General features: G+C 64.3%; 10 protein-coding genes and 1 tRNA gene. 4 read left to right on the top strand and 7 right to left on the bottom strand.

Features of this window, described 5'->3' with window-relative positions; all coding sequences use genetic code 11:
• Window positions 1-118: 118 nt before the first annotated feature.
• Window positions 119-1,825 carry a methyl-accepting chemotaxis protein gene (locus tag HNO82_RS15965; protein ID WP_175344393.1) on the top strand — a complete coding sequence of 569 codons (1,707 nt, stop codon included), beginning with the start codon at window positions 119-121 and terminating at the stop codon, window positions 1,823-1,825.
• 141 nt (window positions 1,826-1,966) lie between these two features.
• On the opposite strand, the gene HNO82_RS15960 is transcribed toward HNO82_RS15965, so the two are convergent.
• Together HNO82_RS15960 and HNO82_RS15955 are read right to left on the bottom strand one after the other, a co-directional pair.
• Window positions 1,967-3,055 carry an ATP-binding protein gene (locus tag HNO82_RS15960; protein ID WP_175344392.1) on the bottom strand — a complete coding sequence of 363 codons (1,089 nt, stop codon included), beginning with the start codon at window positions 3,053-3,055 and terminating at the stop codon, window positions 1,967-1,969.
• A 23-nt stretch (window positions 3,056-3,078) separates the two neighbouring features.
• Window positions 3,079-3,819: a response regulator gene (locus HNO82_RS15955; protein WP_175344391.1), complete on the bottom strand. Its 741-nt coding sequence runs from the start codon at window positions 3,817-3,819 to the stop codon at window positions 3,079-3,081.
• A gap of 168 nt (window positions 3,820-3,987) precedes the next feature.
• Here HNO82_RS15955 and HNO82_RS15950 point away from each other — a divergent pair, with 168 nt between their 5' ends.
• On the top strand, window positions 3,988-7,095 hold the full coding sequence (locus HNO82_RS15950) for a multidrug efflux RND transporter permease subunit (RefSeq protein WP_175344390.1): 3,108 nt from the start codon (window positions 3,988-3,990) through the stop codon (window positions 7,093-7,095).
• Between the two features lie 92 nt (window positions 7,096-7,187).
• Here HNO82_RS15950 and HNO82_RS15945 read toward each other — a convergent pair.
• The 4 genes from HNO82_RS15945 to HNO82_RS15930 form a co-directional block, all read right to left on the bottom strand.
• Window positions 7,188-7,264: transfer RNA gene (locus HNO82_RS15945), tRNA-Arg, on the bottom strand.
• A gap of 82 nt (window positions 7,265-7,346) precedes the next feature.
• Entirely contained in the window at window positions 7,347-8,975 is a 1,629-nt protein-coding gene (locus tag HNO82_RS15940) for an OpgD/OpgG family glucan biosynthesis protein (protein ID WP_008332077.1), read from the bottom strand.
• A 170-nt stretch (window positions 8,976-9,145) separates the two neighbouring features.
• Window positions 9,146-10,213: a type II asparaginase gene (locus HNO82_RS15935; RefSeq protein WP_008332076.1), complete on the bottom strand. Its 1,068-nt coding sequence runs from the start codon at window positions 10,211-10,213 to the stop codon at window positions 9,146-9,148.
• Between the two features lie 67 nt (window positions 10,214-10,280).
• On the bottom strand, window positions 10,281-10,616 hold the full coding sequence (locus HNO82_RS15930; RefSeq protein ID WP_175344389.1) for a hypothetical protein: 336 nt from the start codon (window positions 10,614-10,616) through the stop codon (window positions 10,281-10,283).
• A gap of 173 nt (window positions 10,617-10,789) precedes the next feature.
• Here HNO82_RS15930 and HNO82_RS15925 point away from each other — a divergent pair, with 173 nt between their 5' ends.
• Complete coding sequence (locus tag HNO82_RS15925; RefSeq protein ID WP_034351263.1) at window positions 10,790-12,292, top strand: AMP nucleosidase; 1,503 nt, start codon at window positions 10,790-10,792, stop codon at window positions 12,290-12,292.
• A gap of 96 nt (window positions 12,293-12,388) precedes the next feature.
• Here HNO82_RS15925 and HNO82_RS15920 read toward each other — a convergent pair whose 3' ends face one another.
• Window positions 12,389-13,612 (bottom strand): YbfB/YjiJ family MFS transporter, encoded by a 1,224-nt coding sequence (locus HNO82_RS15920; protein ID WP_175344388.1) that lies wholly within the window; start codon window positions 13,610-13,612, stop codon window positions 12,389-12,391.
• 132 nt (window positions 13,613-13,744) lie between these two features.
• On the opposite strand from HNO82_RS15920, the gene HNO82_RS15915 reads away from it, so the two are divergent.
• Complete coding sequence (locus HNO82_RS15915) at window positions 13,745-14,614, top strand: LysR substrate-binding domain-containing protein (protein ID WP_008332067.1); 870 nt, start codon at window positions 13,745-13,747, stop codon at window positions 14,612-14,614.
• Window positions 14,615-14,883 lie beyond the last annotated feature (269 nt).

Here is a 14,883-nt window from a genome sequence, read left to right as displayed (position 1 = left end):
TAATTTGTCATCAAATTAATTGATTTAGGTAAATATGCAATAAATCTCGGCAAGATCAATTCGGAACGCTGGTGGCTGCCCCGTTCCGATTGCGCTCACACTTTTCTACGGAGCTTTCATGTACATTTCTCTCATAGGGCGCTTCACCATCCGCCAGATCTTCATCCTGCTCACCGCCGTCATCAGTGCCCTCATGCTGGCCATCGCGCTCGTGGCCATGGCGCTGGAGCGCAGTGACGCCAAGCTCAATGCGGCCAATGAAAGCCGCTACGCATCCTTCCAGCTGGCCACCGAGCTGCGCCAGAGTTCGGACGATCTGACCCGCCTGGCGCGGACCTATGTCGTCACTGGCGATCCCTCCTACGAAAAGCAATACGAAGCGATCCTGGCCATTCGCAACGGCACCCGGCCCCGTCCCGAACACTATGGCCGCATCTATTGGGATTTCGTGGCGGCCGACGGCAAGCCGCCGCGCCCCGACAGTAGCCGTAGCGTGGCCTTGCTGGACCTGATGCGCCAGGCCGGCTTCTCCGAGGCCGAGCTGGCAAAGCTGGCCGAGGCCAAGGCCAATTCGGACGCCCTGGTCAAGACCGAGACCGTGGCCATGAACATGGTCAAGGGCCTCTACGAAGATGCGCAGGGCAACTTCACCAGGCGCGCTGAACCCGACCTGGCACAGGCGCGCCAGCTCATGCACGACCATGCCTATCACGTCAACAAGGCCAGGATCATGCGCCCGGTCGACCAGTTCTTTGCCATGCTCGATGCACGCACTCTGGCGCAGGTCGAGCAGGCCCAAGCCCATTCGGCAAGGATGGCCATGATCTTCTACACCCTCATCGGCGTGGCGCTGGTGGTGCTGGCCTGTACGCTCATGCTGGTCTACAAGGCCATCCGGGATCCGCTGGCGCATGCCGCCATGGTGGCGCGTCAGGTGGCGCAGGGCGACCTGACCGCCGAGATCCAGGACAACATCCGGGGCGAGACCGGCGAATTGCTGGACGCGCTGCGCAGCATGCAGGCCGGCCTGCAGACCATCGTCACCGATGTGCGCGACGGCGCCTACCGCATCGACAATTCGGCCACCGAGATCGCTGCCGGCACGCTGGACCTGTCCACCCGCACCGAGCAGCAAGCCAGTTCGCTGGAAGAGACCGCCTCCTCGATGGAAGAGATCACCTCGACCGTCAAGCAAAACGCCGGCAACGCCCGGCTGGCCAGTGAACTGGCCAGCGCCGCCTCAGCGGTGGCACAGCGCGGCGGGGTCGTGGTTTCCCAGGTGGTGGAGACGATGGGGGCCATCAATGCCTCGTCGAGGAAGATCGTCGACATCATCGGCGTGATCGATGGCATCGCCTTCCAGACCAACATCCTGGCCCTGAACGCGGCCGTCGAAGCGGCCCGTGCCGGCGAGCAGGGGCGCGGCTTTGCGGTGGTGGCCAGCGAGGTGCGCAGCCTGGCGCAACGCTCGGCGGCGGCCGCCAAGGAAATCAAGGAACTCATCGACAACTCGGTCAGCAAGGTCGATGCAGGCAGCACCCTGGTCAACCAGGCCGGCAGCACCATGGACGAAGTGGTCAGCAGCGTGCAGCGGGTCAACGAGATCATTGCCGACATCAGTTCGGCCAGCCAGGAGCAGTCTGCCGGCGTGGAGCAGGTGCAGCAGGCGATCAGCCAGATGGATGACGTGACCCAGCAGAATGCCGCCCTGGTGGAGCAGGCATCGGCCGCCGCCGAGTCGATGCAGGGACAGGCGCACAAGCTCAGCGAACTGGTTGGGGCGTTCAAGACCAGGGCGGTCCCAGGCGCGCTGGCGACGTACTAGCGGGGCCGCGCCCGTGCCCACCGGGAGGGGGCTGGAGGGCGATATGAAGCAGCGTTCAGGCGGGTGCCGACAATGCGGGCAGGTCAGGCGCCCGGTCTGCGCGAGGATGAAGCTTCTGGCGATTTTCCGCGACCGCTCGTTTCATCTCGGCCAGCGCAACCGGAAGCAGGCACCGCCCAGGGAGGAGGCCTGGCAATCGGCCGTGCCGCCATGTGCGCTGGCAATGGCGCGGACCACCGCCAGTCCCAGCCCGCTGCCTTTGGCGGCGACCTGGTCCTCGCGCGGCCCGCGCTGGAAGGCATCGAAGATGCGCTGCGCATCGGCGGCTGCCAGCCCCGGCCCGCTGTCTTCCACCTGCAGGCAGTGCTGGCCATCCAGATCCGAGGTGGTGATGCGCAGGGGACCAGGGGTGGCATGTTGCAGGGCGTTTTCCAGCAACGCCAGCAGCGCCTGGCGAATGCGCACCGGGTCGCAGAGCGAGGCGTGCGCACGGAGGTCGAGGGTGAGGGTGAAGCCCTTTTCTTGCAGTGCCGACTCGCAGGCCTTGAGTACCGTCATGATTTCCTGGCGCAGATCGCTCTGCTGCAACTGGATGCGCAGGTGACCGTTCTCGGCCAGACCGACGATGCGCAGGTCCTCGATGAGCCGGCCCAGTCCTTCCACCTGCACCAGCAGGCTGGCAAAGAGTGCCGGATCGGGCTGGAACACGCCATCGGCCAGGCCCTGCAGACGACCGCGCAGAATCGTCACCGGGGTGCGCAGCTCGTGCGCGATGGCGGCGTTCCAGAAGATGCGTTCCTGCTGTACCCGCTCCAGGCGTTCGGCCATGGCATTGAAGTCGCTGATGAGTTGCGAGGCTTCATCCAGCGGTTGCCGGTCCGCCGCCGCGCGCGCGGCCAGGTCGCCCTGCGCCACCCGGCGCAGACTGGTGGCCACCGAGTTCAGGGGCGTGAGGATACGGCGCGACAGGCGCATCGCCACCCACACCGCGATGGCCACGCCGATGAGCGTGGTCGCCACGATCCAGCCCCATTCGACCGGCGAGGGCAGCCAGCTATCCGGCGCCGAAGCCGCCGTGGGCAGGAAGATGAACAGAGTCGAATAGAAGGCGTAGGAGCCCAGCAGCACCATGAGCATGATGCTCAGCGCCAGGATGGCGATGGAGCTGATGATCTGGCGCGCCAGGCCCTTGCCGCGCCAGAGCGTCAGGAGATCGATGCCGGGTTTCATGGCTGGCCTCGTTGCGATGTCACTCAACTGCCCTGCTGGAAGCGGTAGCCGACCCCGCGAATGCTCACCGGAATGCCGCCTATGTTCAGGTCTTCCAGTTTCTTGCGCAACTTGCTGACATGGCTGTCCACGGTGCGTTCCAGGGTATCGCCCTCGGGCAGGCAGGTGGCCAGCAGTTCAGCGCGGCTGAACACGCGGCGCGGCGCGCGCGCCAGTTGCGCCAGCAGCTTGAATTCGGTCAGCGTCAGCACCAGCGTGTGGCGCACGCCATCGATCTCGGCCACCACCTCGTGCTGTTCGAAGTCGATCACGAACGGAGGCACCCGCAGGATGCGCCGGTCTTCCCTTTCCTCGCGCGGCAGGCTGCGTCGCAGCACCGCTTCCACGCGCGCCACCACCTCGGCCGGATTGAAGGGCTTGACCACGTAATCATCGGCGCCGATACGCAGGCCCGTGAGCTTGTCCACGTCCTGGTCGAGCGCGGTGAGCAGGATGACCGGCGTGTTGTCGCGCTGCCGGATCTGCGCCAGCACCTGCCAGCCGTTGACCTGCGGCATCTGGATATCCAGCAGCACCAGGTCCGGCTTGAGCGAAAGATGCAGCTCCAGCGCCCGCGCGCCATCGGCGGCATGCACGCTGCGCATGCCGCTGCGGGCCAGGTAGGCCGCCAGGATCTCGGCGATCTCGGGCGCGTCCTCGGCAATGAGCACCAGTGCGCCGCTGGCCGGTGCGGCCTCGCCGGCTTTCGCGGGGATTGCCGTCATGCTTGCCTTCTCCATCAAAACTCCATCGTTGTACCGCGCAAACCTCACGCGCATGGCCCAGACTCCGCCTTCGCTCGCGATTGTACTGTCGGGCAGCCCGTGCGGCAAAAAACGCGGGCTGTGCCAGCCACCGACGTGTCTCGCGTGTATCCCCGATGGAGTTTCTGCATGCCTCGCTTCTTTATCGACCGCCCCGTCTTTGCCTGGGTGGTCGCGCTGTTCATCGTGCTCTTCGGTGTGATTGCCATGAGCCGCCTGCCCATTGCCCGCTATCCCTCGGTGGCCCCACCGAGCGTGACGATCAGCGCCACCTACCCGGGGGCTACGCCGCAGACCATGAACGATGGCGTCATCAGCCTGATCGAGCGCGAGCTCTCGGGCGTGAAGAACCTGCTCTATTTCGAATCCTCGGCCGACACCTCGGGCAGTGCCCAGATCACCGTGACCTTCAAGCCGGGTACCGATCCGGAACTGGCCCAGGTCGACGTACAGAACAAGCTCAAGGCCATCGAAGCCCGCCTGCCACAGGCGGTGCGGCAGAACGGCGTGAGCGTGGAGTCGGCGGCCTCGGGCTTTCTGCTCATGGTCAGCCTGACCTCGACGGATGGCCGCTATGATGAAATTCGTCTCAACGATTATCTGGCCCGCAACATCGTCGAAGAACTGCGCCGCGTGGATGGCGTAGGCCGCGTGCAACTGTTCGGTGCCGAACAGGCCATGCGCATCTGGATCGATCCCTTCAAGCTCAATGCCTTCGGCTTGACCGTAACAGATATCAGTACAGCGATCAGCCAGCAGAACGCACAGATCGCTCCCGGACGCCTGGGCGATACGCCAACTGTACCGGGCCAGCAGATCGCCGTTCCCCTGACAGTACAAGGACAGTTGCAGTCACCGGACCAGTTCGCTGCCATCGTACTCAAGGCCAAGCCTGATGGTTCGCGCGTACTGCTGGGCGATGTAGCCCGGGTCGAACTGGGTGCGCAATCCTATGCCTTCTCCAACCGTGAAGACGGCAAGCCTGCGGGCGTGGCCGCCGTACAGCTCTCGCCCGGTGCCAACGCGGTACGAACGGCCGCAGCGATCCAGGCGCGCATGGAAGAACTGCGTCCCGGCCTGCCGCAGGGCATGCAGTTTTCGTTGCCTTACAACACGGCCCCCTTCGTCAAGATCTCGATCCAGAAAGTGGTGCAGACCCTGATCGAGGCCATGGTGCTGGTGTTCCTGGTGATGTACCTGTTCCTGCAGAACGTGCGCTATACCGTCATCCCGGCCATCGTCGCGCCCATCGCGCTATTGGGCACGCTGGCCGTGATGCTGGTGGCCGGCTACTCGGTCAACGTGCTGACCATGTTCGGAATGGTGCTGGCCATCGGCATCATCGTCGATGACGCCATCGTGGTGGTGGAAAACGTCGAGCGCATCATGGTCGAGGAGGGCCTGGGTCCGCGCGAGGCCACCATCAAGGCGATGGGGGAGATCACCGGTGCCATCATCGGCATCACCCTGGTGCTGACCGCCGTCTTCATTCCCATGGCGCTGGCCGGGGGATCGGTGGGCGTGATCTATCGCCAGTTCGCGCTGGCCATGGCGGTATCGATCCTGTTCTCGGCTTTCCTGGCGCTGAGCCTGACACCGGCCCTTTGCGCCACGCTGTTGAAACCGGTCGCCCCCGGCCATCACGACAAGCGCGGCTTCTTCGGAGCCTTCAACCGTGCCTTTGCACGCCTGACGCGCCGCTACGAATCGCTGCTGGGCCGCGTGATCGCGCGCGGGCTGCGCATGATGCTGCTCTATGGGGCGCTGTCGCTGTTGCTGGTGCTGGGTTTGCGGGCGCTGCCCTCGGCTTTCCTGCCGGAGGAAGATCAGGGCTATTTCATGACCAGCTTCCAACTGCCGGCCGATGCCACCACCGAGCGCACCGCGCGCGCGGTGGATCAGTTCGAGCGCTATCTGAAAACGCGCCAGGATATCGGTGCCAACCTGTCAGTGCTGGGTTTCGGTTTCTCCGGTTCCGGTCCCAATGCGGCGATGGCCTTCACCGAACTGAAGGACTGGAAGGAGCGCAAGGGTTCCACCGCAGCGATCGAGGCCCAGCATGCGCAGGCGGCCATGGAGAAGGGCGTGGACGGCATGGTGATGAGCCTGCTGCCACCGGCCATCGAGGAACTGGGCAATTCTTCCGGCTTTGCCATGCGTCTGCAGGATCGTGCCAATCAGGGATATGCCGCGCTCAAGGCGGCCGAGGCGCAACTGCTGGCGCTGGCTGCAAACAGCGACAAGCTCACCGGCGTCTATTCGGATGGCCTGCCTTCGGGCGCCAGCCTGCATCTTGAGGTGGATCGCCAGAAGGCGGCCGCACTCGGGGTGTCGTTCGCCAGCATCAGCGATACGCTCTCGGCGGCGGTGGGTTCTCTTTATGTAAATGATTTCCCCAATGACGGTCGCATGCAGCAGGTCATCATCCAGGCCCAGGCCCGTTCCCGTATGCAGATCGAGGACGTGATGAAGCTGCATGTGCGCAACCAGAGCGGCGGCATGGTGCCGCTGTCCGAGCTGGTGCAGGCGTCCTGGCAGGTGGTGCCTACGCAATTGCAGCGCTACCAGGGCTTCCCGGCGGTGCGCATTTCCGGCAGTGCCGCAGCGGGCGTGGCCAGTGGCGATGCCATGGCCGAGATGGAGCATCTGGCCCGCCAGTTGCCGCCCGGCTTTGCCGTGGCATGGACCGGGCAGTCGTTGCAGGAACGCCTGTCGGCGGCGCAGGCGCCGATGCTCATGGCCTTGTCGATGCTGGTGGTGTTTCTGGTGCTGGCGGCCTTGTATGAGAGCTGGCGCATTCCCCTGTCGGTCATGCTGGCGGTGCCGCTGGGCCTGGTCGGCGCGGTGGCTGCCGTGATGTTGCGGGAGATGCCCGATGACGTCTTCTTCAAGGTCGGCATGATTACCGTCATCGGGCTCTCGGCGAAGAATGCCATCCTGATCGTCGAGTTCGCGCGCCAGCTGCATGTCGAAGGCGCCGGCCTGGTGGAGGCGGCGATCAAGGCTGCGGTGCTGCGGCTGCGTCCCATCCTCATGACCTCGCTGGCCTTTGCCCTGGGCGTGGTACCGCTGATGTTGGCCTCCGGCGCCAGCGCCGAGACGCAGCGTGCCATCGGCACGGGCGTCTTCGGCGGCATGATCAGCGCCACGCTGCTGGCGGTGCTGTTCGTGCCCTTGCTGTTCGTGCTGGTGGCGGGGCCGGGGCGCCGCCGTAGCGGCCGCGTGTTTCGTGGATGAGCTGCGGAGCCGGTCTGCGTTGCTCGCTCCGTTTCCGACAGCAGAAAACAAAAAAGGGCCCATCTTGCGATGGACCCTTTTTTTACTACATATGGTGCGGCTGGCAGGAATCGAACCCACGACCCCTTGGTTCGTAGCCAAGTACTCTATCCAGCTGAGCTACAGCCGCGAAAGAATGAGATTATAAGGAGCTTTTCAAAAAAGTACAAACATTTTTTCCTCACCCCGCAAAAAATCTTTTCCGCCGCGCTTCAATAGACTTCCCGTGCGGCAAACGGATGGTATTGGAACAACCAGGTTTCACTCAGCGCCTGGCCCTGATGGCGCAGGAACAGGCGCAGCTCGACCGGCTCCTCGCCGCTGGCCGCGAGATCGAACTGCGCGCGCCAGTGGCCGGGCACGCCATTGGGCAGGGCTTCGGTATAGACATAGGAAATGCTGCCGCGCGAGGCCGTGATGACCGCTTCCGGCTTCACCCCAAAGGGCAGGGCAGCCAGCGGCGGGCCCTTGAACTCGACCATGAACTTGCGTACCTGCGGCGGGCGCGGTTGGCCCGGCTGGCCGCCGCGTCCCAGGCGCGTGGCTACGCAGCGCGCCAGCGGGGTCGGGAAGGGTTCGTCGTGCTGCCAGTAGAGACGATAGCGCAGGCGATACGCGTCCCCCGCCCGCGCCGGTGCCTTGGGCACCCACATGGCGACGATGTTGTCGTGGATTTCGTCATCGGTGCGCAGCTCGATCAACTGGACTTCGCCCTCGCCCCAGTCGCCCAGGGGTTCCACCCACAGGCTGGGGCGGCGTTCGTAGTGCACGCCGTCGAGGTAATGATCAAAGTCGCGGTCCCGCTGCAGCAGGCCGAAGCCGCGCAGGTGCCGGTCGCTGAAGGCCGATGACACCGTGCGCGGCGGATTGTTGAGCGGTCGCCACAGGTGTTCGCCCGCGCCATTCCAGATCGCCAGTCCGTCCGAGTCATGCACCTCCGGCCGCCAGTCCGCGCCGGTACCCTTCACGGTCTCCGAAAACCAGTACATCGAGGTGGCCGGTGCCAGGCCCAGTCGCGCTACGTCGCGGCGCAGGAACAGGGACTTGTCGATCTCCATGTTCACGCCACCGCCCTGCTTGCGCTGCATGGCGAAGCGATAGGCGCCGGTGATGCTGGGGCCATCGAGCAGGGCGTACACCACCACCGTATCACTGCCGGCGGTGCCGGGCTCAAAGAAGAATTGCGTGAAGTCGGGAAATTGCTCGGGCCGGTCAGCCTGGGCCACATCGATGGCGATGCCGCGCGCCGACAGACCGTACTGGTACAGATCCCCGATGGCACGGAAATAAGAGGCGCCGAGGAAGGCCACCCAGTCATTGCTGCGCCAGTCCTTGAGCTGCTGGTCGGCCAGGCGACTCTCCTGGAAACGGAAACCGGCAAAGCCGCTGTCGGGCGGCAACTGGTGGGCGGGGCTGTCGGCGGGCATGTCGAAGTAGTCATCGCGGTAAGACACTTCACGGGACTGGACCGGTACAGTGCCATCGCCCTGACCAGCAAGGATGAACATCCGTACCGGTACACGGAAGAACTTGCCGAGATGGAAGAAGGTCACCGGAAACGCGCCGGGCCCCTGGGCGAAGAGCGCATCTGCGGTCTTGAAACGGATCTGGCCATGCGCCTCGTAGTCAATGCGGTCCAGCACCGCAGCCGGTGCGGCGGGCGGGGCCTGATAGGGGGTGCGGGCCATGTCGCGTGCGCGGGCGATGAGCGTGTCGAAGGAAAACGGCTGCGCGCGACCCAGGCGCAAGCCCTGCGCCGCCAGCGCGCGCGGTGAGAGGCCGAGGGCGGCCAGCGCCGAGGCGGCACTGGCGGCGGCGAGGAAATGACGGCGGCTGGGCATGCGGTGTTCTCCTGTGAGGCGCTCGCGGGGAGGGGCGAACTCTACAGAGTCGGTGCGAACCGGCTTGGTTCCGCCCATGAAAAAGCCCGCTGCAGGAGCAGCGGGCTTGAAGGGATACAGGGATACAGGGATACGCATTGCGGCGGGCAGGATCTGCCCGTCCGCGCCGATCAGTATTCCCAGAACATCTTCTGGATTTCCTTGGTGTCGGTGGTCTTGGTCAGGGCCAGCATCAGCAGGATGCGCGCCTTCTGCGGGTTGAGCGTGTCGGAGACCACGAAGTCCAGCTTGTCGTCGTCGGCTTCGCCGTTGCGCGCCACGATGCCCTGGCCGACGCGGCTGGAACGTACGATCACCACGCCCTTCTTGCGGGCTTCGGTCAGCGACGGCACCACGGTGTTGTTCAGGCTGCCGTCACCCACGCCGGCGTGGATGATGCCCTGTGCGCCAGCGGCCACGAAGGCGTTGAGCGCGATCGGATTCATGTTGGCGTAGCCGTAGACGATGTCCACTTGCGGCAGCTTGTCCAGGTTCATGATGTCGAAGGGCGTGTCGACCGTGTTCTTGCGGGTGGACTGGCGATAGAAGTAAGGCTTGCTGCCCTGGATGTAGCCCAGGAAGCCCAGTTCCGGCGTCTTGAAGGTGTCCGTGGTGGAGGTGTTGGTCTTGGTCACTTCACGGCCAGCGTTGATCTGGTCGTTCAGGGTCACCAGCACGCCCTTGCCGACGGCTTCCTTGGAGCCGGCCAGCAGCACGGCGTTGTACAGGTTGATCGGGCCGTCAGCGCTGATGGCGGTGGAGGGACGCATCGCACCCACGATCACCACCGGCTTACGGCTCTTGACCACCAGGTCCAGGAAGTAGGCGGTCTCTTCGATGGTGTCGGTGCCGTGGGTGATGACGATGCCGTCCACGTCACTCTGCGCCAGCAGGGTGTTGACGCGCTTGGCCAGCTTGAGCCAGGCGTCGTTGTTCATGTTCTCGCTGGCGATCTGCATGACCTGCTCGCCGCGCACGTTGGCGACCTTCTTCAGTTCGGGAACGGCGGCGATGAGCGCATCCACGCCGACCTTGGCTGCGGTGTAGCCGACGGTAGTGGTGCTGGTGGCGCCAGTGCCGGCGATGGTGCCGCCGGTGGCCAGGATGACGACGTTGGGGAGTTGTTGTGCTTGCGCGGCAGCGGCTGCGGCCAGGCAGAGCAGGACCAGCATTTGCTGGAAGATTTTTTTGATGAACATGTGTGCCTCTGAACGAGTAGTTGAATTATTTTTTTATTAGTTTTATGGGATGCCCTGCAAAGATGTCTCACGTCTTGCCGCGCGATGTCATCCCCGCAAAAGCGCCGACACGATAGCACCAGCTCGCGTGGCAATCAAAGGTTTTTTTATCGGATGAGAAAGCCGCATGGCTAGCGGCTTTGCGGCAGTGTTTTACGCACATTTGGTGCGTTTTTATGACTTGACAGCAAGCGAAAGAAGAAAATCGACTCGCAACTGACGGCGCGTTGACGCCCCTGCCGGGGCGGCGCGGGAAGCAGGCGCGAGGGGCGGCCAGTGCAGAGGAAAAAATAAGTAAATCGCGCGGAAGAAGCTGGACGATATCACCGAATCCGCGAGCGGCAAAGCCGGACAAGCGCGACATTGTCCTGCCTGATCCCGGGATGGGAAGGCCGCATGGAATCCTGCGCTCTCAGGTAAGATGGTGCTGCGCACAAGCAGAACCCATTTCGATGAATGACCGGTCCAACCGGCCGCGCCGCTGCCGCGCATTGGCTTTCAGACCGTTGCGGCGCGCGGCAATGATGGAGAATCATGATGTTTGCCACAGAAAAATTCACCAACCCCGAAGCCGCCTATGCGCGCGTGCTGGCGATCTACGAGCACAACACGGCCATCCTGCGCGATGCCTTCCGCCAGTTTTCCAGCGGCCAGGCAATGCCGCAGCGGGTCCGTGCCTGTTATCCCTTCGTGCGCATCACCACCGAGAAATCCACCCACACCGATACCCGCCAGTCCTTCGGTTTCGTGGCCGGCCCCGGCTGTTACGAGACCACGCTCACGCGCCCCCAGCTGTTTCATCAGTACCTGCTCGCGCAGTTCAAGCTGGTGCTGCAGAACCATGACGTACCGCTGGAAGTGGGCGTAAGCGAGCTGCCGATCCCGGTGCACTTTGCCTTCCCCGAGGGGATCCACGTGGAGGGCAGTCTCGATCCGGAACATCTGCGCACGCTGCCCGACTGGTTCGATCTGCCCGATCTGGCAACCATGGATGACCGCATCGCCAATGGCACCTATGAAGTGGACAACGGCGCCTGGCGCGAAGGACCGCATCCGCTGGCGCTGTTCACCGGTCCGCGCATCGATTACTCGCTGCATCGCCTGCGCCACTATACGGCGACCTCGCCGGATCAGTTCCAGCGCTACGTGCTCTTCACCAACTATGCCTTCTATGTCGATGAATTCGTGCGCCTGGGCCGACGCCTGATGGAGCCGACCGACGATCCGGACGAGCTGGCCTATCGCCGCCAGTACACTGCCTTCGTCGAGCCCGGTAATGTCACCACCTGGAGTGCCAACCAGACCGGTACAGTGACCAGGCCAGTTTCCGGGGTGGCACCGGCACGGCAGCCGCAGATGCCGGCCTATCACCTGCAGCGCGCCGATGGCAGCGGCATCACCCTGGTCAACATCGGCGTGGGTCCGTCCAATGCCAAGACGGTTACCGACCACGTGGCGGTGCTGCGTCCGCATGGCTGGCTGATGCTGGGTCACTGCGCCGGACTGTCGGCTTCGCAGCGCATGGGCGATTACGTGCTGGCCCATGCCTATGTGCGCGATGATCACGTGCTCGATGATGACCTGCCGCTGTGGGTGCCCATCCCCGCCCTGGCCGAAGTGCAGCTGGCCTTGCAGGATGCGGTGGCCAGCATCACGCGGCTGGATGGCTATGAGTTGAAGCGCATCATGCGCACCGGGACGGTGGCTTCGGTCGATGACCGCAACTGGGAGCTGCGCGACCATCGCATGCCGCTGCTGCGCTTCTCGCAGAGCCGCGCCATCGCGCTGGACATGGAAAGCGCCACGGTGGCGGCCAACGGCTTCCGCTTCCGGGTGCCCTATGGCACGCTGCTGTGCGTCTCCGACAAGCCGCTGCATGGCGAAATCAAGTTGCCCGGCATGGCCAATACCTTCTACGAGCAGCGGGTGGCGCAGCACTTGCAGATCGGCATACGGGCACTGGAGCTCTTGCGCAACAACGGCATCGAACAGCTGCATAGCCGCAAGCTGCGCAGTTTTGCGGAGCCGGCGTTCCGCTGATCGCCACGCCGTCGCCAGCGCTTGCGCTTGCGCTACGAGCGACAACGCCCGCGACAGAAGATGTCGCGGGCGTTTTTGCCTGGCGGTACAGGAAGATCAGCGCGGCAGCCGATGCGTGATCGTCAGGCGATAGTAGAGTCCGGCGCCGATCAGCAGGGTCAGCGCCGCCACGCACAGCGAGGGCGTGAAGGAGCCGCTGCCGTGCACCAGGGCCGTAGCCAGCGGCGGACCTGCGATCTGGCCGATGCCATAGGCGGCGGTCATCAGGGCCATCAGGCTGCTGGCCTGCTCGCGGCGCAGGCGGCGTGCCTCGCGCATGCCGAACAGCGTGATGGCCGTGAAGGGCAGGCCCAGCAGCAGGCAGCTCAGCGCAAAGCCGGGTGCGCTGGGGAAGAGGATGGAGACCAGTACCCCTGCGGCCTGCATCAGGTAGGCTCCGGTCAGCAGCAGGCGCTGGTCACCCTGCACCGATAGCCGGGTGGCGCTGAAGGCCCCGGCGGCGACCGACAGCCCGAAGATGGGCCAGAAGTAATCCGGCCACGCCGAGCCCGGCAGCGCCTGGCGCGCGATCACCGGCAGGAAGGTCGCGGTGATGATGTAGCCGAATCCGGCGATGCCGTAGGCAATCACCTGGATCAGCACTTCACGCTTCTGGCTGGGCGATTCGGGTGCCGACGCATGGGCCGCAGGGCCGTCATGGGGATGCACATTGAGACCATGCCCGGCATCGAAGCTGAAGGCCTTCCACACCAGTGCCGTGAGACCCAGCGCGATTACGCCGAAGGCGATCCAGCCACCGGCGGCCAGCCAGCCGGCAGCGATCATCGGGCCCGAGAGCAGGCCGGTCAGTGCAATGCCCAGGCCGGGGCCGCAGAAGATCACGCCGCCCAGTTCGGGGCGGCCCAGTTGCGTGAGCTGTTGCAGGCACCAGCCGGCGGTGTAGACGAACACATAGGCGCTGGCCACGCCCGAGAGAAAACGCATCCACAGCCAGGCCCAGTCCTGATGCAGTACACCCATGCCCAGCGTGAGCAGGATGGTCACCACCAGACCGGCACGCAGCATGGCCACGCCGCGCTTGCTGCGATGGAAGGCACACAGCATGGCACCGGCGAAGTAGCCCAGATAGTTGGCCGTGGCCAGCCAGCCGCCCATCTGCAGCGAAAGACTGCCCTCATGCAGCATCATCGGCAGCAGGGGCGTGAAGGCGAAGCGGCCGATGCCCATCGCCACCGATAGCGCCACCATGCCGGACAGGCAGACTTTCCAGGCCAGCGCATGGAGGGAGGTGGCGGGGCGGGTGGCGGCGGGCTGGGTCATGGGCAGGTGCAAAGACATGGAGGTGAACAGGGGTCTATGCTATCGTCTTTCGGTCATTCCAAAAAATGAATAATCGGGATGACTTCATCTTGATTCAAGAACATCCATCGAGAACCTCGCCCGGAGCATCCCATGGAACTGGCCGAACTGGAAATCTTTCGCACCGTCGTCGCCGAGGGCGGCGTGACCCGTGCCGCCGAGCGGCTCAATCGCGTGCAATCCAATGTCACCACGCGCATCAAGCAGCTGGAAGAGTCCGTCGGGGTGCCGCTGTTCGTGCGGGACCGCCGCCGCCTGGTGCTCACGGCGGCCGGGGAAGCATTGCTGGACTACGCCGAACGCATCCTGGACCTGGTGCAGGAGGCGCGCGAGGTGGTAGCGCCCCAGAATCCGCGCGGACGCCTGCGCATCGGTTCCATGGAAAGCACGGCGGCCAGCCGCCTGCCGGCACCCCTGGCCGAGTTTCACCAGCGCTGGCCGGAGGTGCGGCTGGAGCTCTCCACCGGTCCGACCGACGTGCTCATCGCCGGGGTGCGCGCTTGCAAGCTCGATGCCGCGCTGGTGGCCGGGCCCATCGATGATCCGGCCTTCTCGGCCACCCCGCTCTACAAGGAAGAACTGCTGCTGGTGACGCCGCGCAGCCATCGGCGGGTGCGCTCGCCAGAGGATGTGATGCTCGATACCCTCATCGTCTTCGAGCAAGGCTGCGCCTACCGCCGCCATGCCGAAACCTGGTTCGCCAGCCATGGCCGCAGCCGTGACCTGGCACCGGTGCGCACGCTGGAACTGGCGTCCTATCACGCCATTCTGGCCTGCGTGGCGGCAGGCGCCGGGGTGGCCGTGGTGCCGCGCTCGGTGATCGCCATGCAGATGGAGCCGCACGGTTTTGCCACGCATTCGCTGGGCCGCGATGGTCGCGTCACCACTTACCTGGTCAGTCGGCGGGAACGCGGCTCTGCCGCCTTTCTGGCCTTGCGGGCTTTACTTGCGGCAAGTGTTTGATATATTGGATTCATGCCGCATTGTAGTTTCTTGCACCAAATATGTTCGCTGATGCAGCATATGAAGAGGGTGTAACGATTTGTAAAAACGGCTGCGACGGCTGGGCTATTTCCCTATATTGAAGTTCCCCCTCCATTCTCCCCCCCGAGAATGGGATTTACCCCACGGCTCGCAAGGGACGTGGGGTTTTTCTTTTGTCCCCGCGCTTTTTCTCCCATTCCGAACACTGCATTTCCCGTCATTTACGACATCGCCAGCCTGAACTTTAG

The sequence above is a fragment of the Herbaspirillum sp. C9C3 genome (assembly GCF_013359625.1).
In the GTDB taxonomy this organism is placed as follows: Bacteria; Pseudomonadota; Gammaproteobacteria; order Burkholderiales; family Burkholderiaceae_D; genus Herbaspirillum.
The sequence above is the reverse complement of the archived record's forward strand: the minus strand, read 5'-3'. Positions and strand labels throughout refer to the sequence as shown.

Coding starts and splice junctions, on each gene's coding strand:
- HNO82_RS15955 (WP_175344391.1), bottom strand. CDS start 3,819: ATGACGGCAATCCCCGCGAAAGCCGGCGAGGCCGCACCGGCCAGCGGC.
- HNO82_RS15915 (WP_008332067.1), top strand. CDS start 13,745: ATGGAACTGGCCGAACTGGAAATCTTTCGCACCGTCGTCGCCGAGGGC.
- HNO82_RS15925 (WP_034351263.1), top strand. CDS start 10,790: ATGTTTGCCACAGAAAAATTCACCAACCCCGAAGCCGCCTATGCGCGC.
- HNO82_RS15950 (WP_175344390.1), top strand. CDS start 3,988: ATGCCTCGCTTCTTTATCGACCGCCCCGTCTTTGCCTGGGTGGTCGCG.
- HNO82_RS15935 (WP_008332076.1), bottom strand. CDS start 10,213: ATGTTCATCAAAAAAATCTTCCAGCAAATGCTGGTCCTGCTCTGCCTG.
- HNO82_RS15920 (WP_175344388.1), bottom strand. CDS start 13,612: ATGACCCAGCCCGCCGCCACCCGCCCCGCCACCTCCCTCCATGCGCTG.
- HNO82_RS15960 (WP_175344392.1), bottom strand. CDS start 3,055: ATGAAACCCGGCATCGATCTCCTGACGCTCTGGCGCGGCAAGGGCCTG.
- HNO82_RS15940 (WP_008332077.1), bottom strand. CDS start 8,975: ATGCCCAGCCGCCGTCATTTCCTCGCCGCCGCCAGTGCCGCCTCGGCG.
- HNO82_RS15930 (WP_175344389.1), bottom strand. CDS start 10,616: ATGTCGCGCTTGTCCGGCTTTGCCGCTCGCGGATTCGGTGATATCGTC.
- HNO82_RS15965 (WP_175344393.1), top strand. CDS start 119: ATGTACATTTCTCTCATAGGGCGCTTCACCATCCGCCAGATCTTCATC.